A 24,652-nucleotide genomic window follows, 5' to 3' on the forward strand; every position below is an offset into this window, starting at 1 on the left:
AGAAAACAATGAAAATGGAATCACAAGAAATTTTGGCTGCGCATTATCATATTGGTAACGGTTTATCTGGAGGAGTGAGTTTTGACATTAAGCTACTCGTAGCCAGCGAAGACAAATCAATTTTGGGTAAGGGACATATTTTTCAGGCAGTTAATCCACCGTTAAATGTGCTGACTGATCTCAATGGCAGTTTCAATTATCAATGTACGATGCGTGATTGCCATATCATGGTGACGTTGCAGGGCTACCAGCCTTATCCAGGCATTCCTCCTGTGGGAATCGATCTTCACAACGTAACACTCAATATCCTACTCAATGATGACTGGAAATCAGGTATAGCATCGTATCAATACAAAAACAGCTCGGGCGAATGGATTGAGGTCGAAAATCAACGCGTTACTCTGCAAGTGCCGGAGCATGTACCAAGCATTGAGCAGCTTAAGGTGGAAAAAGGCGATTTTACGCCTGCGTAAACGCGATCAGTAATGACGCTGCGTTCCAAACACAGATATTCGATAGTGCCGACTATCTGTGTTTGATGTTATAACCTGACACCTTTGCCTAATAGTAACAGCTCAACTTTAGCAGGCTCAGCGACTGATTCAGCGCGCTATAGATGAAGCCAATCAATCATTATTCTTTTGTCATTTTTTGATTTCAGAAGACAAAGCGTCATTGGCCTGAGAATCACCTACCTAGAAACAGCGAAAATAATTTGCCTAATTATTGGATCATTATCTCATTATTATTTTAAGACTGAAATCATTTGGCATTTTAAAAGGTCTACTCGTATGTTGGTAGATTGATATGTGGAGTAATAAAGACATGCCTGAATTTTTAGTTAGAGATTTTAGTGGCCAAGGTGGGTACACAACAAAAAACACTCAGAACGGTAGGCTTCCACGTAGCCGCCACGAGTCGTATGTGCCATGGGGTGTGACGTTAGACTCTAAAGTTGTTTATGCCAAAACAGGCGAGCATACGGGCTTCAACATGGGCAGGGGAAAATATCGACTGAAGCCTTATGATACGAACATCAGTCAGACACGTCGGGCGGAGGCGCAATCTGTGCTTGGTGTAATGGCACTGAACGTTACAGAGTATACAGAAGAAGCGGTGAATAAGGTTTCAACCGGTGTTAAGCAATATCTCCAAACACACAAACGTAACGATTCTCAAGGCGTCACTGAAATGGTCAAAGCGCAGATTGGACACTATTTTTTCACTGGTGGAAGAATGGGTTTTGGCCGTATTAGTGAGGAAAAAGCCAAAGATATTGCCGCTTCTGTCATTTGGGAAAAACTGATTCTAGCGCTAGATAGTGGAACGCTGGAGCAGAAGCTCGCCATTCACGATGCGGTTGGGCGAAAAATTTTGCCAAAACTCAAAGGGCCAGAAGAAGGCAAATATGCAGTATTGGCCAACAAAGTACGAGAAGCTTGGTTTGATGACAGCCGCTATCGTGGCCGCCGCAAAAAAATGGGTGATGCTGCACCTGCAAGCACGGTAGGTGGCATTGTGCCGGCCTCAAGCCAGGATATCGTTGGAGCCGTTGACCAGAAGCGCAACCGTGGTGTTGATATGTTTGAGCGAGACCCAAACCGAGAAGAGCATGCAACGGCAGATAGCTTCTATGATGATGTTGATGTCCGTAACCTCTTGTTTGGCGCGGGAATCTCGGGAACAACTGGCACACTGCTTCAAGCAGCATGTGCATTTGGCGGTTTGCACACTTGGAATGCTGAACTTTGTAAACAATACATGTTGGCGATTGTTGGGTATCTAATTGGTGGCGGTATGCATAGTTTTCATGAGTCTATGGCCATTGCTCAGAAAGCCGGGATTGTAAACTATAACCCTGGGTCCTATGTTGAAGTGTTACCAACCTCATTCCTACAAAGCGTAAAGGGCAAAAATTGGGTCACTCGCTATTATGACGTCTCTGTGCTGGGGGCGATTCATTGGCGTTACAATTCAGGGCGACTGCCATCTCACATTCAACGAAGTTTAGTATCAGATTAAGCCGCTCACACTGAGTCAACGATTTACTTTTATGCAGGGGCTTGTTACCTGTCTTTCTGAGAGCGTGGTGTTGATTTTATCTATATGCTTTTTGGCCGCGCTATTTTCTTTGCTTGTCGCAACGTGTAAAGGAATACAACTGAAATGAATCGTGCTGATATGGAAAAGGTCGTGGTTTACCTGAGCCTTTTCTAATGTGTAGGTCAGCACGTTCTTGTCGACTAATATGGCGTCAACGCGTTGCTTGATCAGCTTTTCAATACCTTCTTCTGTACTGCTGATCTCATACTTCTTAAAATTGGTAAGCTGTTCAAAATCGTCACTGTATCTGTAACCTCTCTGAACACCAATGGTGAACCCAGTTAAACTCTCACGACCGCTATATTGTAGTGGGCTTTTATGTCGACTCAGCACCACTATTTCATTCCAGTAATAAGGTTGGCTGAAATAAAGAAAGCGCTCCCTCTCTCCAGTCTTCCATGCGCCTAAAATGACATCTTTTTCCATTGTTCGCACGCTCTTCAACGCTCGATTCCAAGGCTGTAGCTTAATGTCGAGTAGTAAGCCTGAATGTTCAAAAATATCAATCAGAATCAGTTGCGCTTTTCCTGTGTCTGGCGCTTCTTGAAAGTAAGGTGGCCATACGTCTTGTGTCCCTTTTACGCTTATCAAGGAACCCTGTGCAAGAAATGGAACAAAAGCCAGTAAAAACAACCTCATACTTTTTCAGCCCCATTAATGAGTAAACTGTTCTTAAAATAGTCAATAAAGCCTTGATTGACTAGTTTCAATTTGATGCCTATTTCGCCAGTTTGACTTTTACAGAACGAAAGAATTCTTATCTTTAGTGCTCTAAATAATAAATTGCAGATTAGCAAAAGTCGTAGCCTCGGGTGAGTGACGTTTGTGCATTTATATAAAGCCTTGCACTCAAGTGTTTGAGTGTTCATTTTTGAATTATCTAATTGATACTTATGGATTTAATTACGATTTCCTCAGCGGGTTGGATGTGTTTTCTACTTTGTGGATTGATTGATTTTGACTAAATTGATTGATCGAGTTATTAATCAAAATTCTCTAAAATTTAGGTTTAATGTATCGGTTTTTTGAAAAATAGTTTGAGTACTAACTAATTTTCAGGCATTTTATATTTAATTGAACGTTCAATTAAAAAAGGGAGTGCGGTAATGCCTAAGGTAGGGATGCCAAACATAAGGAAGCCTCAACTGGTTCAAGCCACCATGGCAGTGATTGATAAAGTCGGCTTGCATGCTGCGAGTATTTCGCTGATTAGCAAAGAAGCAGGCGTATCGACGGGCATTGTTAATCACTACTTTGGTGGCAAGCAGGGTTTGCTTCATGAAACCATGAGAGAGGTACTTCGCCAGCTTTCCACTACCGTGACTGAGCGTTTAAGTCAGCTACCAAAACATGCCCATCAACAGCGTATTAACGCCATCATTGATGGGAACTTTGTCGGCTATCAAGCGGAAAACAAAGTGGCCAAAACATGGCTAGCTTTCTGGTCCTATTCTGTTCACGAACCTGAGCTCAAACGCCTCCAACGTGTTAATGAAAAGCGACTTCTTTCCCACTTGAGCATCGAGCTAAAAGCGCTGTTTGAAAAAGAGCAGGCAGAAATCATTGCTCATGGTATCGCGGCTTTGATCGACGGTATCTGGCTCCGCGGGATAATGAATCCTGATGGCATAGATGCCAACAAAGCTAGATTGATCATCAACGATTATCTGGACAAACAACTTACTTTCTATTCTCAAAAATAACGAAAAGTCAGAACTATCAAATGGATATGAAATCACTATACATCGATGGCTGTGCATGTAACGCAACATCGGGTGAAAGCTTTACAACTTACAACCCTGCCAATGGCGAGCCGCTGGCCACTATTGGTCAGGCGAGCCCTAAAGACTTAGAGCGCGCGATCGAATCCGCCAAGCAAGGCTTTAAAATTTGGTCGGCCATGACTCCAATGGAGCGCAGCCGTATTTTGCTTAAAGCGGTTGCAATCTTGCGTGAGCGCAATGATGAACTAGCTGCTTTGGAAGTGGCTGATACAGGTAAGCCGCTTCAGGAAGCGATTGAAGTGGATATTGTTACCGGCGCCGATGTTATCGAGTACTTTGCAGGTTTGGTGCCTGGAATGCAGGGTGAGCAGCAACCGCTAAGTGAGAATCAGTTTTTCTATACACGCCGCGAGCCACTCGGTATTTGTGCTGGCATCGGTGCCTGGAATTACCCAATCCAGATTGCAATGTGGAAATCTGCGCCAGCTTTGGCGGCAGGTAACGCCATGATCTTCAAACCGTCGGAAGAAACACCTCTGACCGCTTTAAAACTAGCAGAAATTTTCTCTGAAGCTGGTCTGCCAGATGGTGTGTTTAACGTCGTGCAGGGAGACCATCGTGTCGGACAAATGCTAACGGCACACCCAGAGATTGCAAAAGTCTCATTCACGGGTGAGTCGGGTACTGGCAAACTTGTGATGGCGGATAGCGCCAAAACACTGAAACAAGTCACGATGGAGCTCGGTGGCAAATCTCCAATGGTGATCTTTGATGATGCCAAGCTAGACAATGCAGTTTCTGCTGCGATGGTTGCCAACTTCTATACCCAAGGTGAAGTGTGCACTCATGGCACACGTGTTTACGTTCATGAAGCGATTTACGATGGGTTCGTTAGTCAGTTGAAAGAACGAACTGAAAAGCTCATTGTGGGTAATCCAATGGATATGGATACTCAAATCGGCGCTCTGATCTCCAAAGAACATCTGGGTAAGGTTTTAGGTGCGATTGAAGAAGCGAAACAAAGCGGTGCGACACTGCTGACGGGCGGTTATCAAGTCAAAGAAAATGGGTTGGAGAATGGCAACTTTGTTGTTCCGACGGTATTCACCGATTGCACCGATGACATGCCACATGTTCAGAATGAAATTTTCGGCCCCGTCATGTCTGTTCTGAAATTCTCACAGGAATCGGATGTGATTGAGCGAGCTAACGATACTTCTTATGGCTTAGCTGCCGGGGTATTTACGCAGGAGCTGTCTCGCGCGCACCGAGTGATTCACCAATTGCAAGCTGGCATTTGCTGGGTTAACACTTGGGGTGATTCTCCAGCTGAAATGCCAGTAGGTGGCTATAAACATTCTGGTATTGGCCGTGAAAACGGACCAGAAACGCTTCGCCATTACACTCAGACAAAGAGTGTCCTAATTGAACTTGGCGATTACGCCAGCCCTTACGCCTAAGCAGCAACGGAGATACGAAATGGAGCAACGCTACGATTATATTATCGTTGGTGCAGGGTCGGCGGGTTGTGTACTGGCTGACCGCTTGTCTGAAAGTGGCGAGCATCAAGTGCTTCTGCTCGAAGCTGGAGGTACGGACAAAAGCATTTTCATCCAAATGCCGACTGCACTGTCTTACCCGATGAATACAGAAAAGTATGCGTGGCAATTTGAGACCACCGCGGAAGAGGGTTTGGATGGGCGTAAGCTTCATTGCCCTCGAGGTAAAGTGCTGGGTGGCAGCTCTTCGATCAACGGAATGGTTTATGTCCGTGGCCATGCCTGTGATTTTGACGAGTGGGAAGAACAAGGAGCAAAAGGTTGGAACTACCAGTCTTGTCTACCTTATTTCCGACGTGCTGAATCGTGGAATGGTGGCGAAGATAAGTATCGTGGAGGAAGCGGTCCGGTCGGAACCTGTAATGGTAACGACATGAAGCTTAATCCTCTATACCAAGCCTTTATTGAAGCGGGTAAAGAAGCGGGTTATCCGGAAACTGAGGATTACAACGGTTATCAGCAGGAAGGTTTTGGCCCCATGCACATGACGGTGGATAAAGGCGTCCGTGCTTCGACCTCTAACGCCTACTTAAGGCGCGCACTGAAACGTTCTAATCTGACACTAATTAAAGGTGTTGTTGCCCATAAGGTGTTACTGGATGGCAAAAAAGCGATTGGCGTAGAGTTCGAACGCTCTGGAAAAGTCGTCAAGAGTTATGCCAATAAAGAAGTGGTATCGAGTGCAGGCTCAATCGGCTCGGTTCAACTGCTGCAATTGTCAGGTATTGGACCTGAATCAGTACTCAAAAACGCCGGCGTTGAAGTCATGCATGATTTGCCGGGGGTAGGTGAAAACCTTCAAGATCACCTTGAAGTATACTTCCAATACCACTGTGAAAAACCGATTACACTCAACAGTAAACTGGGTCTTGTGAGCAAAGGGATGATCGGTGCTGAATGGATCCTGACCCGTAAAGGCTTAGGCGCGACGAACCATTTTGAGTCATGCGCATTTATCCGTTCTCGCAAAGGACTGAAGTGGCCAAATATTCAGTATCACTTCCTACCTGCCGCGATGCGCTACGATGGTCAGGCGGCGTTTGATGGTCATGGCTTTCAGGTGCATGTTGGGCCGAACAAACCACAGAGCCGCGGGCGTGTCGCTATTACCTCTGCTAATCCAAGTGACAAACCAAAAATCGAGTTTAACTACATTTCAACGGAGCAAGACCGTCAGGACTGGCGTGACTGTATTCGTCTGACTCGTGAAATCCTTTCTCAACCTGCCATGGATGTCTATCGCGGTAACGAAATACAACCGGGTGAAACCATAGTGACTGATGAGGCGATTGATGAGTGGGTGAAACAAAACGTAGAGAGTGCCTACCACCCATCATGCAGTTGCAAAATGGGGGCAGAAGATGACCCGATGTCTGTGTTAGATGAGCAGTGTCGAGTCCGTGGCATCGAAGGATTGCGAGTTGTGGATTCTTCTATCTTCCCAACGATTCCAAATGGCAACCTCAACGCGCCGACTATTATGGTTGCGGAACGTGCTGCCGATTTGATATTAGGCAAGCCTCTGATTGAAGGGAAAGAGTTACCAGTATGGATTGCTCCGGACTGGGAAGAAAAACAGAGAATCAAGACACCGAAAAGAGACGTGTCGTCTATCTCGTAAAGTCAGTAAATATTACAAGGAAACTATTATGTCTATGATGACAAAAACGCTGTCGACTATCGCTCTAAGTACGATGGCCACAGCAACCTATGCCAACCAATGTGAAACCGTTCGATTTGCGGACGTCGGCTGGACTGATATTACCGCTACAACAGCAGTCACTAGCGAGCTACTTAAAGGTCTGGGCTACAAAACGAAAACTGATTTATTGTCTGTTCCCGTCACTTATTCATCTATGGCAAACGGTGATATCGATATCTTCCTTGGCAACTGGATGCCAACCATGGAGGGAGATATCGCTAAATACCGTCAAGCGGGCACAGTAGAAACAGTTCGAGCAAACCTTGAAGGGGCAAAATACACGTTAGCCGTACCTAAATATGTTTATGACGCAGGCGTCAAAAGCTTTGCTGACATAGCAAAAAATGCCGACAAATTTAAAGATCGTATTTACGGCATTGAGCCTGGCAATGATGGCAATCGCCTGATTCAGTCAATGATTGATAGTGATGCGTTTGGGCTTAAAGATTTCAGCCTCGTTGAGTCTAGTGAGGCAGGTATGGTTTCGCAGGTATCACGAGCGGCTCGTCGCAACCAGTGGATTGTTTATCTCGGTTGGGCACCACACCCAATGAACAGCAATGTCGATATGGAATACCTTGATGGTGGTGATGACTTCTTCGGCCCGAACTACGGTGGTGCGAATGTCTACACCAACGTACGTTCTAACTATCTAAATGAATGTCAAAACGTAGGTCAGCTACTTCAGAATCTAGAATTTAGCCTAGAGATGGAGAATGAGTTGATGGAAGCGATCCTTAACCAAAACGTTAAACCATCAAAGGCGGCTCTCAAGTGGCTGCAAGCAAACCCAGAGCAAGTGAAATCTTGGCTTAAGGGTGTGAAGACTCTTTCTGGTAGTGATGCAGCTGAAGCTGTAAACAACTACGTCAAATCAAATGCATAAAGTGACTAGGTGGGCGTTTTCGTCCACCTAACAACGTAAGGTTTTATTGTGAATTTTATTACCAACAACAAAATCCCAGTGGGTGAATGGATGGAAACGGGCGTCGACTGGCTGACAATGAATGCAGCGGGCTTTTTCGACTCTGTTTCTTATTTTCTTGAAACCATCATTCTTTTTGTTGTCGACCTTTTTAAATGGATGCCACCGGCGTTGCCTATTCTTCTTACCGCGGCTATTGCTTGGTATCTACATCGGAGCATTCCTTTAGTGCTGTTTATCATCGGTGCACTTCTAACGATCCTTAACCTTGGCTACTGGCAAGAAATGCTGGAAACCTTTGTCTTAGTGTTTGCTGCGACAACGATTTCCGTATTAATTGGCGTTCCAGTTGGCGTGATGGCAGCACATCGTCCGTGGTTATATACCTTATTGAGGCCAATTTTGGACTTGATGCAAACCGTTCCTACTTTTGTCTACCTGATACCTACTTTGGTGTTGTTTGGTTTGGGCATTGTTCCTGGGCTAATTTCAACCATCATCTTTGCGATAGCTGCGCCTATCCGCCTGACTTATCTGGGTATTACCAAAGTGCCGGAAGAACTGATTGAAGCGGGGCAGGCATTTGGTGCCAGCAAAATGAAACTGTTATTCAAGGTAGAACTACCTGCGGCGCTACCAAGCATTATGGCGGGTATCACCCAATGTATTATGTTGTCGCTTTCTATGGTGGTGATTGCGGCTCTCGTTGGGGCTGATGGTCTGGGTAAACCAGTGGTTCGCGCTTTGAATACTGTGAATATTTCTCAGGGCTTTGAAGCGGGGCTGGCTATTGTGCTGGTTGCGATCATCTTAGATCGCTTGTGTAAATCTCCAAATCAGAAGGAAGTGTAATCATGGATGCGATTAAAATTCAGAACCTCGATGTTGTATTTGGTGATCAGCCGCACAAGGCCTTAGCTCTGCTCGATGAAGGCAAAGCACGTCAGGAAATTATCGATCAAACAGGGCAAGTCGTGGGCGTTGATAATGTCACTATGAGTGTCAAAGAAGGCGAGATCTGCGTATTAATGGGCTTATCTGGTTCAGGTAAATCAAGTCTACTTAGGGCTGTGAATGGCTTGAACTCAATCAGCCGCGGCTCGTTGCAAATCAAGGATGGCGATAATCAGGTCGAGCTCTCTTCTTGCAATGAAGAAACCTTAAGACACCTGCGCACGCACAGAGTATCTATGGTATTCCAGAAGTTTGCCTTAATGCCATGGCTGACCGTACTCGACAACGTTGCGTTTGGTCTTGAAATGCAAGGTATGCCGAAAGCTGAACGACGAGCGAAAGCACGTGAGCAGTTGGAAATGGTCGAGCTTTCAGACTGGGAGCACAAATATCCGCATGAGTTATCTGGTGGTATGCAGCAACGTGTAGGCTTAGCAAGAGCTTTCGCCATGGACACCGACATTCTATTAATGGACGAGCCGTTTTCAGCCCTTGATCCATTGATTCGTGCACAATTGCAAGACGAGCTAATCCAGTTGCAGAAAAAGCTCAATAAGACGATTCTGTTTGTTAGCCATGATCTCGACGAGGCACTTAAAATTGGCAACAACATTGCCATTATGGAATCGGGAAAACTGATTCAGCACGGCAAGCCAGAGCAAATTGTGCTATCTCCAGAAAATGACTACGTTAAAGACTTTGTGTCTCACACCAATCCGCTCAATGTATTAAAAGGCCGCTCTCTAATGCAACCTGCGAGTGAGTTGGTACAGGAAGACGCGAGATGGCAAATCTGTCCGACGAAAAAAGTGTGGGTTGAAGAACGTAATAATCAGTTGCATCTGGATAATAAAGCCGATCTCAAACTGGTGGATTGGCGTGATGAGGCCACTGAGCTATGCGACATCAGTCAAGAATCGGTGGTGATTGCTAGCCCAGATATCGGTATGCGAGAAGCGATCAAGTTAAAACAACGCAGTGGTCAACCGATACTATTGGTTGAAAATGATGAGTTGATTGGCGTGTTGGACGACAGCGATTTTTATGCGGGCTTGCTAGGAAAGCTCAATCATTCAAAAGCGGCTTAGCACAATACTAAATACGAAAAAAGTCCAACGGCGCATGATGTGTAGGCATTGCGCGCCGTGTCTTGGGGCGCTTACCGCTTGAATACCACCTCAGCGTCAACGATAGAAATGATCAGTGCGAACAAAATGATCAATCTGTTTAGGTACAAACGAAGTGTAAATCATACTGGTATGCGCGCTTTTCATTTCTATATGGTCACTCATCCCTTCAATTTTCGTTTCATCGACGGTGACCGTACCATCAGACAGTGTATTGTTACCCATCATCAGCAGCGCTCTAGCGCCCAACGCCAGTGTACCTGCAATACTGCCGAGTTTCTGAGGGAAGCGCCAAACATCCTCATGTTCTTTTAAACCAAACTCAGCAGCATTGCCGAGCATCGCGCCCATACCAAGGTCCTGGATACGGCTAACGATAGAAGCGCCTCTTAAAGGAGAACCTACGGCAACGACATGAGATACTTTGTTAGTCTCTGGCTCTCTGGAGGCTAAGTAATGCTTTATGATCAAGCCGCCAAGGCTATGACCCACAAGAACGTTTTGCTGATGAGGTGAAAGTGCTTGGTCTATCTTAGTCAAAACCTTATTCTCATCGATCGATACACTGTTGTAGCTGATGGTCTGAGTCTCATATCCGTATGAACGCAACTTTTGACTCAATGGCTGCATCGCCAATCCATGCATGTACAGGCCATGAATAATGACTATTTTCATAGGGTGCCTCAATGACAAAATCTTAACCTTATTTTGCCAATTCTGTACTGGCTTAACCAGTGAGGAATAGCATATTTGATAATTTGCTGACAGTAATTGACCAGTCTGGTTGATTGATATGATGATAAAGAATTGAATCAGCTCCGAGCTTACGATAATAGCAAAGCGAGTCGCTGGAGAGTAACAATGCAGTAGACAGGTGCGGTGGCTTGTAGAGTTGTTTTTGAGCGAGTGACTTAAAAAAGCAGGCTATCTAGCCTGCCTTACACACAGACTTAAATGTAGATTTTACTGCGCGAGTATAATACGGCGTCGCCAGAAACAATGACCTCACTCTCTTCGATGTGACAATACAAGATGCCTCCACGTTTTGATGCTTGGTAAGCTTTTAGGTGGGTTTTGCCGAGTTGCTTGGACCAATAAGGGGCTAGCCCAGCATGAATTGACCCTGTCACTGGATCCTCGCAATCACCGACATCTGGCCAGAAATAACGAGATACAAAATCGTACTCTGTTCCTTGAGCGGTGACCACCAGATCAAATGGAGTGAGCGATTCCAGATGCTCTCTACGCACATTGAGTTCCCTGATATCGTGTTCGTTCTCATAGATAGCAAAGTAGGCCTGCTGGCTTTTAAGGACTTTGTTTGGGCAGATAGAGACCGATTCATACAATGCAGGAGGAATGTCACATTCTACTGGTTCCTTGATGGGAAATGTCATCAATATTCTACCTGAAAGATCTTTTTCTACTTTGAGCTTACCCACTTGTCGAGTCTCAAACTCGATAGTGCCACTAGTCTCAAAAAATTGATAAAGGACAAAGGATGAAGCGAGTGTAGCGTGACCGCAGAAATCAACTTCGGCTTTAGGTGAGAACCAGCGAATTTCGTATTGGTTAGCACCAGTCGGTTTAATAAACGCGGTTTCAGAAAGGTTGTTTTCTGTTGCGATATTTTGCATTGTTTCGTCGCTGAGCCAGTCGGTCAAAGGAACAACTGCTGCGGAGTTACCTTTGAAACGCTGTGTTGTAAATGCGTCACAGGTGAACATATCCAGTTCCATATCTATCTCCATACGTTGTTTGAATTTGTTTTTTTAATGGTATTCATAAAGACAATGCATTGTAACGGTGTACAGTTTCTCATTGAGAATAGATTCACACAGAATAATGCTTTTGTTGCATTTCGTTCAATGAATTAGTAGAGGGAACTTGAAATTATAGGCTGGAATTAGAGAAAGGCGTTGTGGCCCGAATGATTTCCATCGGACCACGACGAGTTTTTTTACGCAAACCGCACCAAAGAATCTTGATTGAGTTGGTTAATGTTTTGTGCACCAGTCAGAGTCATGGCAACGCGCATTTCCTTTTCGTAGAGGTCGAGAAGGTTTTCTACACCTGCCTGTCCCTGTGCGGCAAGTGCATAAATGTAAGAACGGCCTAGCATGGCGCAATCTGCACCCAAGGCGAGCATTCTGACTACATCCAGGCCAGTACGAATACCAGAATCAACAAAGATCTTCAGATCACCTTTTACTGCATCAGCTATGCTCGGCAATGCTTTAACCGACGACATCACGCCATCTAACTGGCGACCGCCGTGGTTGGAAACCACAATGCCATCAGCACCAAATTTAACGGCATCTTTTGCATCCTGCTCATCCAGAATTCCTTTGATGACCATGGGGCCATCCCAGAAGTCACGGATCCACTCTAGGTCTTGCCACGAGATGGAAGGATCAAAATTTTCACCTAACCAGCCAATATAGTCTTCGAGCTTGGTTGGCTCACCGCGGTAGGTTGAAATATTGCCTAGATCGTGTGGTTTCCCAAACAGGCCGACATCGAATGCCCAAGAAGGATGACGCATCGCTTGAAAGACTCTGCGCATTGCAGCATTTGATCCGCTCATACCAGAATGCATGTCACGATAGCGCGCTCCCGGCACTGGCATATCAACCGTAAAGACAAGGGTTGTGACTCCGGCTGCTTTCGCGCGCTCAAGCACGTTTTTCATAAATCCACGGTCCTTTAACACGTAGAGCTGAAACCACATTGGTCGTGCCAGCTTTGGGGTGACTTCTTCAATAGGGCAGACAGACACGGTCGACATCGTAAATGGGATGCCCTTGTTTTCTGCGGCCATAGCGGCCTGTACTTCACCACGTCTCGCATACATGCCAGTCAGTCCGACTGGAGAGAGCGCAATTGGCAGAGCGAATTTTTCACCAAAGATTTCGGTTTCTAGATCCAGGTCAGACATATTTTTGAGCACACGTTGTTTTAACGCGATATCCGCGAGATCTTCGGTATTGCGTCGCAATGTGTGCTCGCCATAGGAACCACCATCAATATAGTGGAACAAGAACGGCGGAAGTTTCGATTTAGCCGCTTTACGGTAGTCTGTTGAAGCCGAGATGATCATAAATTCAGTCCTACATTTACATATTGGGGGCCTAAATAAGGCAAGAACGACATCTGTAATAGATTAACAAGGCGTTAATACCCTCAGTGATTCGACACGAGTGGCTGGTCTCGCAAGGGATGGGTATTAACCTAAAAAGCTTATTGCATTAGGGCATCGGTAACTTGGATACCGTAAATGGCCACTAAACCAATAAGTCCCGTCATTACAAGATAGTAGAATGTTGGGATAATGGTTTTACGTAGTGTTGCACCTTCACGACCTAGAAGGCCAACGGTTGCGGAAGCGGCAACGACGTTATGAATAGCTATCATATTGCCTGATGCTGCACCGACGGCCTGCAGAGCGACAACGACGGCACTTGAAATAGATAACGTTTGGGCTACTTCAAATTGGAACTGGCTAAACATCATGTTAGAGACGGTATTTGAGCCGGCGATGAATGCACCCAAAGCCCCCACTGTTGCGCTGAGCGCAGGGAATGCTTCACCAACCAAACCTGCAGCGAAGTTTGCGGTAGTCACAGGCATGCTGGCTAAATCAGCACCGTTGACTCCAGAGTTGATAAAGATACGCACCATAGGGATAGTAAACACAAGTACGAATCCTGCACCAATCAATGTTTTGCTCGATTCACCAAACGCTTTCGCCAATGGGGCAGTACTGCGTGCTTGAAGAAGTACTGCTAGCAAAGCGACAAACACTAAGAGTCCACCCGGTAGGTATAAAGGTTGGATAGCGGTACTGATACCAGCCTCGCCAAGAATGTTACCAAACGATAAACTCACGCCGCGCAGTATAGCCTTAAACTCAGCACTGACACGACTAGCAACTAGAACGACAGCCAGAAGCACATACGGTAGCCAAGCCATAACCATGCTCATTGGCTTGTCTTTAGGGTCTGTGAGATCAATCTTCAGAGAGCCTAACCATTCTGCTGGCCATTTTTTCTCGTCTTCAAAGTCCCAAGTGGTGTTGGGCACTAGGAACCCCCGTTTAGCTGCAGAAACCACAATGGTTAAACCAACCAGACCACCGATGAGTGATGGGAACTCCGCACCCAAGAACACGCCGGTTAACGCGTAAGGAATGGTGAAGGCGAGTCCTGCAAAAAGAGCAAATGGAATGATATCTAGGCCCTCTGTCCAGCTTCTATTCTTACCAAAGAAGCGTGTTAACATCATCGCCATCAGTACCGGGATTAGGGTGCCAACACAGGCATGGATAAGTGCCACGCTTGAGGTAATTTGCTGAAGATAGGCGTCCCAGTTTGAGCCGTTAGTCACAAGCGCTTCAGTAATATTGTGTGTGTCTAGGCCTTTGTTCACACCAACAATAATTGGGGTTCCCACTGCACCGAAAGACACTGGCGTAGATTGAATCATCATTCCCATTAGAACCGCGGCAAGGGCTGGAAAACCAATAGCGACAAGAAGCGGCGCCGCAATGGCAGCTGGGGTACCAAAACCAGAGGCGCCCTCAATGAATGAGCCAAAACACCAAGCGATGATGATCGCCTGAACTCGACGGTCTGGCGAGATATTGGTAAATCCATTGCGGATGGTTGATATCGCACCAGTGTGTTTTAGTGTGTTGAGCAGGAAAATGGCACCGAAGACAATCCACAGTACAGAGACAGTGATGCCCAGTCCCTGAAAAATGGAGGCAAGAACTCGGGCAGTAGACATATCCCAACAGAACAGGGCAATTACTACTGTCAATCCGAAAGCAACAGGCATCGCGCGTTTCGCTGGCCAGTTGAGACCGACTAATAATATAGCCGCAACCACTATCGGCGAAAAGGCCACTAAGGCCAGTAAGGTTTCACTCATTGGTACATCCTCGTACAGGCTTTTACTTTTACAAATCAGGATTCTCTGGAATCTCTTAGATTTTATAATTGTGATATTTGTGTTAATTCGAGGTGAATTTACCCCTTTATTTTTTATTGATATAGGGAAATAATGAAAATAATTAATTCCAAAAATGACATAATGATATGCGTGCGGACGATATAATTTTATTTTCTCAGGTGGTAGAACTGGGTAGTTTTAGTAAGGTGGCAGAGATAAATAACCTTACAAATTCGGTAGTTAGCAAAAGAATAGCTCGATTAGAAGAAGCAATTGGCGTTCAATTATTATATCGAACTACGCGTAAATTGACGTTAACGGAGGCTGGTAAGGCACTGACCCACGGCGCGAAAAATGTGAAGCAAGCCGCTCAGGAAGCGATGGATGCAGTATCGGGATTTGGTGAGAATATCAGCGGTCACATCAAAATGTCGGTGCCCTCAATTTCTGGCGACCTGATTTTGGCTGATGCAGTGGCAGAATTTTGCAACTTGCATCCAGGCTTAACGGTCGATATGTCTCTCGATAATCGCTTTGTTGATCTTGTAGAAGGCGGGTATGATCTTGTGATCCGGACGGGCTACCTTGAAGATTCGAGTCTTATTGCTCGACATATTCTTGATTCTCAATGGGTGGTTTGTGCATCACCTTCTTACATTGCGCGGAATGGAAAACCGATCCAGCCCGAAGATCTTGTTACCCACAACTGCCTGCAATACGCCTATCAAACAACAGGCGCCTCCGAGTGGGAATTTAAATCTGAGGCAGGGAACTATACGGTCAAGGTGTCCGGCTCCTTCTCGACGGATAATGCGACGGCACTAAGAAAAGCAGCAATGGGCGGGCATGGGATTGCATACGTACCACGATGTTTGGTTTATCACGACATTCGCAACGGTCAATTGGTGGATCTGTTTCCAGAATTGGTCGGCAAGCGGTTGGGAATTTACGCAGTCTATCCGTTTACTCGTCAACCGCCCAATAAAGTTAAGCTGCTAATTGAGCACATTCGGGCGCGCTACTTGGCTATTTCTCACTATTTCTAAGAGAAAAAAGCCGATGCGTCCATGCATCGGCTTTGATTGGCGGCCAAACCAATGTGTTTCTGCTTACTAAGCTGCGACGATCTCTTCGTCTAAATCGAAAGACGCATCGATAAGCATCTTAGTGTAGTCATTTTTCGGAGAGTGGAAGATGTCATCGGCGGTGCCTTCTTCCATCACTTCGCCTTTCTGCATCACGAGTACTCGATCAGAAAGTGCTTTCACTACGCTCAAGTCATGGCTGATGAACAGGAAACCAATGTTGTGCTTTTTCTGAATATCTTTAAGCAGGTCGATAACGGTCAACTGTACCGAGCGGTCGAGTGCAGACGTCGGTTCATCCAACAGAATGAATGACGGTTCTAGGATCAAAGCACGAGCAATGGCGATACGCTGACGCTGACCACCAGAGAACTCATGTGGGTAACGGTTGATTGAGTGAGGGTCGAGTCTCACTTCTTCCAATGCTTTGCGAGCGCGCTGCATGCGTTCAGCACGGCCCATCTGAGGCTGATGCACGGTTAGACCTTCAGTAATGATGTCGCCGACGGTCATACGTGGAGATAGAGAACCATAAGGGTCTTGGAACACCATCTGAATGTCTTTCTTAAGCGCAAAGCGTTCTTTTTCACTTAGCGCCTTAACATCCTGACCTTTAAATTCAATCCCACCTGTACAAGGTAACAGGCCGATAAGTGCGCGGCCAAGCGTCGATTTTCCTGATCCTGATTCTCCAACAATACCCAAAGTTTCACCTTGCTTAAGCTCCAGGGAGATACCCTTAACCGCTTCAAAGTACTCATTTTTGCTCTGAATAAAATGAGACTTTATGAGGAATTTGACGCGAATGTTATCGGCTTTAAGTAATGGCGGTGCGCCAACTTCTACCGGATCTTTACTGCCTTTTGGAATCGAGTTGATCAACATCTTTGTGTAATCATGCTGAGGATGGTTAAACAAGGCCTGGCACTGTCCTTCCTCAACCACATCGCCTTTACACATAACGATGACTCGGTCAGCAAGGTGTTTTACGACCCCTAAGTCATGTGTAATGAACAAAATAGCCATGCCCATCTTAGCCTGAATCTCTTTAATTAGATTCAGCACTTCTGCTTGTACTGTTACATCAAGCGCAGTAGTTGGTTCATCAGCAATAAGAATGTCAGGTTCGTTGATCAATGCCATCGCAATCATAATACGTTGCAACTGACCGCCTGAGAATTCATGCGGATACTTAGTGTACGCCTGCTCTGGATTTGGAAGGTGAACCAGATTAAACAGTTCAAGTACTTTTTGTTTAGCCTGAGAACGCGAGACTGGACGATGACACATGATGGCTTCCGCCACCTGAATACCCACTCGCATGAACGGGTTGAGAGACGTCATTGGTTCCTGAAAAATCATACCAATGCGGTCGCCGCGAATGGACTGCATCTCTCTTTCGGCTTTATCGACCAGTTGCTCACCCTCAAAAATGATGCTGGACTGAGAGTGAACAATGGCGTTATTTGGTAGTAACTGCATCAGAGCATTAGTCGAAACGGACTTACCGCTACCGGATTCACCTACGATAGCGAGTGTTTCCCCCTGAAAGAGTTCAAAGTTAACATCCTTTACTGCGTCTACAATACCGTCGTTGGTTGTAAAGCTTACTGAAAGGTTTTTCACTTCTAGAATTGGCATCTGTGACATTTGCATTCCTTGTTTTAATTTATTTGATGCGAGCTTTCCGTTGCATTGCCATAGCTCTTCAATGCTGAAAAGTGGTGATGAGCCTTTTGAACTTGTTGAAATTCTAACATCCACTGAGCATTACGTTGAGCACTACAAAACGCGCCCATATGGCGCAAAAGATCCTCACAGTTTTTCGCAAGAATGTGGTGGGTAGCCTGAACCAATTCTGCAGATTCAATCGACATAAACTGCAGCAAAGCATAACTTTGATTGAGCAAATCGAAGGCATTTTGATGCTGACCCATCTTGTTGAGGATCTCTGATTGAGAGACAGCAGCATCTCGTAAGCCAGTCAATAAACAGCTGAATTGGCAAGGTTTGGTTTGGTCATCCTTTAGCGCGCTTTGAATATGCGTCGGTAAATGATGCAGAACTTGATCGTACAAGTAGTGCGCCTCTGGCCAATGACCTTGTTCTAATAACTGTTCAGCTTTTAGGTAATGTGTCCAGCACTGTTGTAGATCCATGTTCAATTACTCCACCAAAATCGTAACAAGGCATATTTAAATGCAATTTATTATCTATTGCAAACAATTATCATTTAAATGATATTTGTCAGCATAATTGGTGGATATTTAGCCAGTTGAACTCTAATACTGCCTAAGTCACTAAAATATAACCAAAACTGGCCTACACTAAGTCGTTATAGAGTTGATGGAAAACAACAATAAGGAAAGAAAGATGGCAATTCAACGGCTAGAAATGAGCCAGCTGTATCATGCTGCGGAGCTGGAAATGCTACCGAGTAAGTCTACAAAAGAGCTGGCACCCATTGACGAAATCGTCGGTCAAGAACGTGCTCAAAAGGCAGTAGAGTTCGCTATGTCCATTAAGGAGAAAGGCTACAACATCTATGCTATTGGCCAGAACGGCCTTGGCAAGCGAACAATGATTTTGCGTTATCTCAATCGCCACCAGCATGATGCGAAAGCACTTTATGATTGGTGTTATGTGGCAAATTTCGAGGATATCAGGACACCTAAAGTACTGGCACTCCCCTGTGGAATTGGCAGCCAACTCAAGCAAGACATCGAAAAACTGATGTCAAAATTAGTCAATGCGATCCCTCTCGCATTCGATAATGAGCTCTACTACAGTCGAGCTGATAAGCTTAAAAACCAGTTAGCGCAAAAACAGGAAGCAGAGTTAGCCGTCATCACCAAAGAAGCCAAAACCAAAGGCATCAGTCTCACGATTACGACTCAGGGTGACTACCAGTTTGTCGCTATGAATGGTGAGGAGATGCATACTGAGGAGTCTTTTGAGGAACTGACTAAAAAAGAACAAGAATATTTTGGTTCTACGATTGATGAGCTTGAAATCAAGTTGAGAGACATGGTTCGTCAGCTGACGGAATGGGAAGAAGCGTACAGTGAAAAAATCAAGAAGCTGAATGACGACGTGACCTTGGATGTCATTACTCACTTCATCAAACAGCTGAAAAAGGACTACTCTGGCTACGCCGAAATAAAAGCTTATTTGACAGAACTCCAGCAAGATATTGTTGAAAATGCGGATATTTTTCTCGAACAAAGTGCAGAGCAAGGAGAGGTTGCTACGGCATCTCTAGATAAGAAACTGCCTCGTCGCTATAAGGTTAACGTACTTGTAAGCCGTAAGGGTGATGAATTCCCTATTGTTGTCGAAGAGAACCCTAACTATCACAGTTTGTTTGGTTACATTGAAACAGCCACCTTCAAAGGTACCGTATTTACCGATTTCTCATTGATTCGCCCAGGTAGCCTACATAAAGCTAATGGCGGCGTACTCATGATGGATGCTCAAAAAGTGCTTGAACAACCTTATGTCTGGGATGGGTTGAAGCGTGCGCTGCGAGCTCGAAAACTAAGCTTTACCTCGCTCGAAAAAGAAGTCACGTTAACAGGTGCGGTTTCGCTTGACCCTGAAGCTATCCCATTGGATGTAAAGATCATCCTGTTTGGTGATTATCGTACTTATCAATTGCTGCAACATTACGATCCGGAGTTTAGTGAGCTGTTCCGTGTAACGGCTGACTTCGAAGACGAAATGACCCGTAGCCCGCAGTCTGAACTGCAGTATGCGCGTTTTATTTCCAGTGTCGTCAACGACAACAACATGCTCCATTGTGATAAGAAGGCCATCGCACGGATTATCGAGCATAGTTCTCGGCTGTCAGGTGACCAGACTAAGCTATCATTGCACTCAGCCAATATCGCAAACCTGATCCGAGAATCCAATTACGTTGCTCGTCAGGCCAATTCGAACATGATTCGTTCTAGTCATGTTGAAGAGGCTCTGGCCAATCAGGAGATGCGAGTCAGTCGTCTCAAAGACAGTGTGATGGAAGGATTTATTAACGGAACGACCTTGCTCCAAACGGAAGGAGAAGCGATTGGTCAGGTCAACGCGCTATCTGTGTTGAGCACCAGTGAGTACATGTTCGGTGCACCAAACCGTATCACGGCGACGACTTGCTATGGTGGCGGTGAAGTGATCGACATTGAACGCAGCGTCGACTTAGGTGGTAGCATTCACTCCAAAGGTGTGATGATATTGACCGCTTACCTTTCTTCGGTTTTTGGCAAGACGGCGAAAGTACCATTAACCACAACCATCACTTTCGAGCAGTCCTATGGCGGCGTCGACGGTGATAGCGCAAGTATGGCCGAGTTTTGTGCGGTCGTATCAGCCTTCTCTAAACAAGCGAACCGACAAGACATCGCCATTACTGGTTCAATGAACCAATTTGGTGAAGCGCAGCCTATTGGTGGTGTTAACGAGAAAATTGAGGGTTTCTTCGATGTGTGCTCAATTAAAGGTCGTAGCGAGAACCAAGGTGTGATCATACCAAGAGCCAACATGCATAACCTCATGCTACGCCCTGACGTTGTCAAGGCGGTTGAACGAGGTGAGTTTCAAATCTGGGCGATTGACCACGTGACTGAGGCCATCGAATTGTTTATGGGTAGACCTGCTGGTGAACCAAGTGATGAGGGTAGCTATCCAATCGATACGGTATTTGGCATTGCTCAAGCCAAGCTCAATGCATTAAGGAAATAACTCAAAAGGGCTTTCATCTGAAAGCCCTTTTTCATCCTATCGTTCCACCAGCTCATTACCAGAAGCGCGGTTTTTTCCGAAAGCGTCAATGTTACCTAAGGTAGTATCAGCGATGTTGCCGAGCGCTTCCTCGGTGAGGAAAGCTTGGTGCCCTGTGAAGAGGACATTGTGACAAGCGGACAAGCGACGAAAGACATCATCGACAATGACGTCATTGGATTTGTCTCGGAAAAAGAGCTCTTTCTCATTTTCATAAACATCCAGTCCCAGGGCTCCAATCCGTCCAGTTTTTAATGCTTCGATGGCAGCAGCGGCATCCAGCAATCCTCCACGACTTGTGTTGATGATCATAACGCGGTCTTTCATCTGGCTGAATGCTTTTTCATCCAGAAGATGGTAGTTTTCTTCTGACATTGGGCAGTGCAGGGTAATGATGTCACTTTTTTCAAATAACTCTTGTTTTGAACAGTAACGCGCTCCCAGTTCGATGGCGATAGGGTTCTCAAATGGATCAAAGCAAAGTATGTTCATGCCCAGGCCTTTTAGGATACGCATAGTCGCGATGCCAATCTTACCTGTACCAATCACGCCCACAGTCTTACCATGAAAGTTAAAACCAACTAAACCGTCCAATGAGAAATTTGCATCTCGGGTACGTTGGTAGGCTTTATGGAAACGTCGGTTCAGGCTCATCATTAGACCAACCGTATGCTCTGCGACAGATTCTGGTGAATAAGCGGGTACACGAACCACCTGAAGGCCAAGTCGCTTAGCTGCATCTAAATCCACGCGATCAAAACCTGCGCAGCGCATTGCAATCAGTTTTACCCCTTGCTCTGCCAGTACTTCTAATACAGGTGCAGATAAATCATCGTTAACAAACGCACAAACCACCTCGCAATCGTGGGCCATTTTGGCGGTCTTTTTGGTTAACTGAAACTCATGGAAATGGAGTTCAAATCCATACTGCTTGTTTACTTTAGCGAACGACGCTTCGTCATAAGACTTAGCGCTAAACACCGCGACATCTAACATGGTAGGCCTCTCTCAAAATATTACGGGAGGAAATAGAACAGCCTCTATTGAACCGTGATTCCAAGAAAAATTAAACCATAAATTTTATATGGAGTTTGAAACGCTTATATTGCTCAAATGTTTACAGTGACTCTTTTGTTACTAATAGTTTTGCGAGCAAAATTTGCTCAATTTTCATCTCAAGATCACTTTTTTGCTGCTAAAGTGGTATTTATAAATTAAATAGCTCTTGGCTTATTAATCATCTACTTAAATAAAGGTGAAGCTAAGAGCAAATGGGATTTTGTTCTTTGGCTAGGAAATATGGATATGATTAAACAAAAGCTTTCTGAAGTGTCCATAGCAGCACGAGCGTGGTCTATATTAGGCTTGTTTGCTATTGGTTTATTTGCGAATACTCTCCTCAACATTGCGGAGTCCCGTGAACACATGCGCGAAAACTATGAGCGAGGTGTTTCGACTCTGGTCGAATCCGCTTCAGGTGTCGCGAAACACTACTATCAACTCTATCAGTCGGGTCAAATTTCAGAAAGTGAGGCTCAAGGCCGAGCGTTACAGACCATTTCCTCCATGCGTTTTGATGGTGACAACTATATCTTTGTCGGTGATGCTGATGGTGTGCAGTTAGCCAGTGGCGTACTGTCTTTGCTCGGCAAAAATATTCTTGGGCTGAAGGACAGTGAAGGTAAATTCTTTGTTCAGGAACTTTACCAAGTCGCTCATAGTGGCGGTGGTTTTGTCGACTATAGCTGGAAGAATCCAGACAGTGAGGCATTGGATCCTAAAACCAGTTATGCGTTGATTTTCCAACCATGGGGTTGGATGATTGGCTCGGGAATGAATATGGTTGCACTTCAAGCTGATATGCATCGTTCTGAAGTTGCATCCGCGGGCTATGCGATCAGTATTCTTTTAGGACTTTCCATTGCCATTGGCTTTTTCATTAAAACCATCACATCTCCAATTAAGCGTACGGTTCGTGCTATGCAGACCCTTTCCAAGGGGGAGGGTGATCTGACACAAAGGTTGCCTGAAGAAGGCAGCAAAGAATTGAGGCTTTTGGCTCGGTATTTCAACCAGTTTGTGGCTTCCGTTCAGGGAATCATGCTCAGCATCAGCGATTCAGGTAGTCAGGTTTCGAGCGCAGCGAATCAACTTTCTACTTCCGTTCATCATATCGACAACAGCCTCAACCAACAACAAAGCGATGTGGATATGCTCGCGACGGCAATGACTGAAATGCTAGCAACGGTTGAAGAGGTGGCGGCTCGCACTGTGGAAGCGAATGATGCGAGTCGTTTAGCTGCACAAGAAGCCAATCACAGCCGTACGATCATTGACAGAAACGTTGAAGGTGCTAATGAGCTTGCGGCGCAAATCCAGTCTGCGAGTCAGGTTGTACAGAAGCTTGCTTCTGATGCGCGCAATGTTGACACCGTACTTGAAGTGATTCGAGGTGTCGCCGAGCAAACCAATTTACTCGCGCTGAACGCAGCCATTGAAGCAGCAAGGGCAGGTGAACAAGGGCGCGGCTTTGCGGTGGTGGCTGATGAAGTAAGAAGCCTCTCACTTCGCACCCACGAGTCTACTTTGGAGATTCAAAATATTGTTGAGAAACTGCAGATCGGCGCTGAAAATGTGGTGAAAGTCATGGATGAAGGCACAGCAAAAGCCACCAACGCATCACAGCTATCGAGTCAAGCTGGTGAGGCTCTGAACAAGATCAACAAAGAAGTTCATACGATTGAGGACATGAATCAGCACATCGCCACCGCTGCAGAAGAGCAGACGGTGACGGTGAATGATATCAATCGCAATGTTGTGAGTCTGAGTGATATGGCATCGACCGTCTCTGGGGAGTCGGCACAAATGGCCAGTTCTAGTAAGGAGCTTGGGCGAGTGTCGGATGATTTGATGGCAATGATAAATCGCTTTAAGCTTGCTTAGCTTGAGACAGCAGGGTGATATGGTAGAATCGCGACACATTTTTTAATGACGACGATTTCATGCGACATCTCAAAACTGCCATTCACCCTGATATTGGTCCCTTAGACGATAAAACTGTTTTCCAACGCAATGCGGCAAGAGCGATTGTCGTTGATGGTGAAGATATTCTTCTTTTGTATACCGAACGTTATCATGATTACACCATTCCTGGCGGAGGTATTGATGAGGGTGAAGATGTGATTGCCGGTATGGTACGTGAGCTGCAGGAAGAAACCGGAGCGCAAAATATTCACAATATCAAGCCATATGGAATCTATGAAGAATTCCGTCCTTGGTACAAAGACGATGCGGATGTCATTCACATGCATTCATATTGTTACACTTGCAAAGTCGATCGTGAATTAGGTGAAACCGCTTACGAAGACTACGAAATTAACAACGGTATGAAGGCGGTCTGGATGAATATTCATCAAGCCATTGCTCACAATGAAAAAACGATGGCGGAGAGCCCGAAAAAAGGCATGAGCATTGAGCGTGAAACGTTTTTGCTACACATGATTGCTAAAGAAATGCTCTAAACCGTATTGAGCTCACTGCCTTAGTGGGTTTAATACTTAATTAATTGATTAAATGAGTCGGGAATAACATCGGCACAATGATAGCTCTGAGATCATGCCCGACTGAGCCACCATTGCAGTGCGTCAGCCCTAGTGGGCTTTCCCTCCCATTCTGATTGCTGATGTTCCAAATGACCTTAAATTCGCTGCGTACCTTTGCGGACAGTCGCGTACCTTTGGCGCGTAC

21 protein-coding genes are annotated in these 24,652 nt (G+C 45.5%); 12 read left to right on the plus strand and 9 right to left on the minus strand.

Annotated elements, in window-relative coordinates; all coding sequences use genetic code 11:
* Positions 1-8: 8 nt before the first annotated feature.
* On the plus strand, positions 9-473 hold the full coding sequence (locus TW84_RS15190; protein ID WP_052707929.1) for a DUF1842 domain-containing protein: 465 nt from the start codon (positions 9-11) through the stop codon (positions 471-473).
* Positions 474-825: 352 nt separating this feature from the next.
* Positions 826-2,022, plus strand: a complete 1,197-nt coding sequence (locus tag TW84_RS15195; RefSeq protein ID WP_045976502.1) for a hypothetical protein — start codon at positions 826-828, stop codon at positions 2,020-2,022.
* Positions 2,023-2,037: 15 nt separating this feature from the next.
* On the opposite strand, the gene TW84_RS15200 is transcribed toward TW84_RS15195, so the two are convergent.
* Entirely contained in the window at positions 2,038-2,742 is a 705-nt protein-coding gene (locus TW84_RS15200; protein ID WP_045976472.1) for a substrate-binding periplasmic protein, read from the minus strand.
* 467 nt (positions 2,743-3,209) lie between these two features.
* Between TW84_RS15200 and betI the strand changes: the two genes are divergently transcribed.
* Genes betI through choV form a run of 6 tightly spaced genes read left to right on the plus strand, consistent with a single transcriptional unit; the run spans position 3,210 to position 10,055 of the window.
* Positions 3,210-3,806 (plus strand): transcriptional regulator BetI, encoded by a 597-nt coding sequence (gene betI, locus TW84_RS15210; protein WP_045976474.1) that lies wholly within the window; start codon positions 3,210-3,212, stop codon positions 3,804-3,806.
* Positions 3,807-3,826: 20 nt separating this feature from the next.
* Entirely contained in the window at positions 3,827-5,287 is a 1,461-nt protein-coding gene (gene betB / locus TW84_RS15215) for a betaine-aldehyde dehydrogenase (RefSeq protein ID WP_045976475.1), read from the plus strand.
* 19 nt (positions 5,288-5,306) lie between these two features.
* Positions 5,307-7,007, plus strand: coding sequence for a choline dehydrogenase (gene betA, locus TW84_RS15220; protein WP_045976476.1), 1,701 nt, complete (start codon positions 5,307-5,309; stop codon positions 7,005-7,007).
* 28 nt (positions 7,008-7,035) lie between these two features.
* On the plus strand, positions 7,036-7,974 hold the full coding sequence (locus TW84_RS15225) for a choline ABC transporter substrate-binding protein (RefSeq protein ID WP_045976477.1): 939 nt from the start codon (positions 7,036-7,038) through the stop codon (positions 7,972-7,974).
* Between the two features lie 48 nt (positions 7,975-8,022).
* Positions 8,023-8,865, plus strand: coding sequence for a choline ABC transporter permease subunit (choW, locus tag TW84_RS15230; protein WP_045976478.1), 843 nt, complete (start codon positions 8,023-8,025; stop codon positions 8,863-8,865).
* A gap of 2 nt (positions 8,866-8,867) precedes the next feature.
* Positions 8,868-10,055 (plus strand): choline ABC transporter ATP-binding protein, encoded by a 1,188-nt coding sequence (gene choV / locus TW84_RS15235; RefSeq protein WP_045976479.1) that lies wholly within the window; start codon positions 8,868-8,870, stop codon positions 10,053-10,055.
* 96 nt (positions 10,056-10,151) lie between these two features.
* Here the strand turns inward: choV and TW84_RS15240 are convergent, their stop codons facing one another.
* The 4 genes from TW84_RS15240 to TW84_RS15255 all read right to left on the minus strand — a co-directional run bounded on the left by TW84_RS15240 (position 10,152) and on the right by TW84_RS15255 (position 15,026).
* Complete coding sequence (locus TW84_RS15240) at positions 10,152-10,769, minus strand: esterase/lipase family protein (RefSeq protein ID WP_045976480.1); 618 nt, start codon at positions 10,767-10,769, stop codon at positions 10,152-10,154.
* Between the two features lie 275 nt (positions 10,770-11,044).
* The gene (locus TW84_RS15245; RefSeq protein WP_045976481.1) at positions 11,045-11,833 is read right to left on the minus strand and encodes a PhzF family phenazine biosynthesis protein; all 789 of its coding nucleotides are present in this window, start codon (positions 11,831-11,833) and stop codon (positions 11,045-11,047) included.
* A gap of 221 nt (positions 11,834-12,054) precedes the next feature.
* Positions 12,055-13,194: an FMN-dependent L-lactate dehydrogenase LldD gene (gene lldD / locus TW84_RS15250; protein WP_045976482.1), complete on the minus strand. Its 1,140-nt coding sequence runs from the start codon at positions 13,192-13,194 to the stop codon at positions 12,055-12,057.
* 140 nt (positions 13,195-13,334) lie between these two features.
* Entirely contained in the window at positions 13,335-15,026 is a 1,692-nt protein-coding gene (locus tag TW84_RS15255; RefSeq protein ID WP_045976483.1) for an L-lactate permease, read from the minus strand.
* A gap of 167 nt (positions 15,027-15,193) precedes the next feature.
* Here TW84_RS15255 and TW84_RS15260 point away from each other — a divergent pair, with 167 nt between their 5' ends.
* Positions 15,194-16,093 (plus strand): LysR family transcriptional regulator, encoded by a 900-nt coding sequence (locus TW84_RS15260; protein WP_045976484.1) that lies wholly within the window; start codon positions 15,194-15,196, stop codon positions 16,091-16,093.
* Positions 16,094-16,159: 66 nt separating this feature from the next.
* On the opposite strand, the gene TW84_RS15265 is transcribed toward TW84_RS15260, so the two are convergent.
* Positions 16,160-17,782, minus strand: coding sequence for an ABC transporter ATP-binding protein (locus TW84_RS15265; RefSeq protein WP_045976485.1), 1,623 nt, complete (start codon positions 17,780-17,782; stop codon positions 16,160-16,162).
* Between the two features lie 14 nt (positions 17,783-17,796).
* Positions 17,797-18,291: a hypothetical protein gene (locus TW84_RS15270; protein ID WP_045976486.1), complete on the minus strand. Its 495-nt coding sequence runs from the start codon at positions 18,289-18,291 to the stop codon at positions 17,797-17,799.
* 214 nt (positions 18,292-18,505) lie between these two features.
* On the opposite strand from TW84_RS15270, the gene TW84_RS15275 reads away from it, so the two are divergent.
* A complete protein-coding gene (locus TW84_RS15275) occupies positions 18,506-20,866 on the plus strand; it encodes an ATP-binding protein (RefSeq protein WP_045976487.1) in 2,361 nt (786 codons plus the stop codon).
* 36 nt (positions 20,867-20,902) lie between these two features.
* Here TW84_RS15275 and TW84_RS15280 read toward each other — a convergent pair whose 3' ends face one another.
* The gene (locus tag TW84_RS15280) at positions 20,903-21,901 is read right to left on the minus strand and encodes a 2-hydroxyacid dehydrogenase (RefSeq protein WP_045976488.1); all 999 of its coding nucleotides are present in this window, start codon (positions 21,899-21,901) and stop codon (positions 20,903-20,905) included.
* Positions 21,902-22,210: 309 nt separating this feature from the next.
* Between TW84_RS15280 and TW84_RS15285 the strand changes: the two genes are divergently transcribed.
* Together TW84_RS15285 and TW84_RS15290 are read left to right on the plus strand one after the other, a co-directional pair.
* A complete protein-coding gene (locus TW84_RS15285) occupies positions 22,211-23,848 on the plus strand; it encodes a methyl-accepting chemotaxis protein (protein WP_045976489.1) in 1,638 nt (545 codons plus the stop codon).
* 59 nt (positions 23,849-23,907) lie between these two features.
* Entirely contained in the window at positions 23,908-24,426 is a 519-nt protein-coding gene (locus TW84_RS15290; protein ID WP_045976490.1) for an NUDIX hydrolase, read from the plus strand.
* A gap of 40 nt (positions 24,427-24,466) precedes the next feature.
* On the opposite strand, the gene TW84_RS24960 is transcribed toward TW84_RS15290, so the two are convergent.
* Positions 24,467-24,652, minus strand: a 186-nt coding sequence (locus TW84_RS24960; RefSeq protein ID WP_205622496.1) for a hypothetical protein, incomplete at its 5' end; no start/stop codon positions are given.

Origin of the sequence: Vibrio neptunius, assembly GCF_000967495.1 — a bacterium.
Taxonomy (GTDB): domain Bacteria; phylum Pseudomonadota; class Gammaproteobacteria; order Enterobacterales; family Vibrionaceae; genus Vibrio; species Vibrio neptunius.

Excerpts from the sequence above, each read along its gene's own strand:
- TW84_RS15200 (WP_045976472.1), bottom strand. The coding sequence starts at position 2,742 with ATGAGGTTGTTTTTACTGGCTTTTGTTCCATTTCTTGCACAGGGTTCC.
- betI (WP_045976474.1), top strand. The coding sequence starts at position 3,210 with ATGCCTAAGGTAGGGATGCCAAACATAAGGAAGCCTCAACTGGTTCAA.
- TW84_RS15290 (WP_045976490.1), top strand. The coding sequence starts at position 23,908 with ATGCGACATCTCAAAACTGCCATTCACCCTGATATTGGTCCCTTAGAC.
- TW84_RS15270 (WP_045976486.1), bottom strand. The coding sequence starts at position 18,291 with ATGGATCTACAACAGTGCTGGACACATTACCTAAAAGCTGAACAGTTA.
- TW84_RS15285 (WP_045976489.1), top strand. The coding sequence starts at position 22,211 with ATGATTAAACAAAAGCTTTCTGAAGTGTCCATAGCAGCACGAGCGTGG.
- TW84_RS15195 (WP_045976502.1), top strand. The coding sequence starts at position 826 with ATGCCTGAATTTTTAGTTAGAGATTTTAGTGGCCAAGGTGGGTACACA.
- TW84_RS15280 (WP_045976488.1), bottom strand. The coding sequence starts at position 21,901 with ATGTTAGATGTCGCGGTGTTTAGCGCTAAGTCTTATGACGAAGCGTCG.
- TW84_RS15260 (WP_045976484.1), top strand. The coding sequence starts at position 15,194 with ATGCGTGCGGACGATATAATTTTATTTTCTCAGGTGGTAGAACTGGGT.
- lldD (WP_045976482.1), bottom strand. The coding sequence starts at position 13,194 with ATGATCATCTCGGCTTCAACAGACTACCGTAAAGCGGCTAAATCGAAA.
- betB (WP_045976475.1), top strand. The coding sequence starts at position 3,827 with ATGGATATGAAATCACTATACATCGATGGCTGTGCATGTAACGCAACA.
- TW84_RS15275 (WP_045976487.1), top strand. The coding sequence starts at position 18,506 with ATGGCAATTCAACGGCTAGAAATGAGCCAGCTGTATCATGCTGCGGAG.
- TW84_RS15225 (WP_045976477.1), top strand. The coding sequence starts at position 7,036 with ATGTCTATGATGACAAAAACGCTGTCGACTATCGCTCTAAGTACGATG.
- TW84_RS15265 (WP_045976485.1), bottom strand. The coding sequence starts at position 17,782 with ATGTCACAGATGCCAATTCTAGAAGTGAAAAACCTTTCAGTAAGCTTT.
- TW84_RS15240 (WP_045976480.1), bottom strand. The coding sequence starts at position 10,769 with ATGAAAATAGTCATTATTCATGGCCTGTACATGCATGGATTGGCGATG.
- choV (WP_045976479.1), top strand. The coding sequence starts at position 8,868 with ATGGATGCGATTAAAATTCAGAACCTCGATGTTGTATTTGGTGATCAG.
- TW84_RS15255 (WP_045976483.1), bottom strand. The coding sequence starts at position 15,026 with ATGAGTGAAACCTTACTGGCCTTAGTGGCCTTTTCGCCGATAGTGGTT.
- betA (WP_045976476.1), top strand. The coding sequence starts at position 5,307 with ATGGAGCAACGCTACGATTATATTATCGTTGGTGCAGGGTCGGCGGGT.
- TW84_RS15245 (WP_045976481.1), bottom strand. The coding sequence starts at position 11,833 with ATGGAACTGGATATGTTCACCTGTGACGCATTTACAACACAGCGTTTC.
- TW84_RS15190 (WP_052707929.1), top strand. The coding sequence starts at position 9 with ATGAAAATGGAATCACAAGAAATTTTGGCTGCGCATTATCATATTGGT.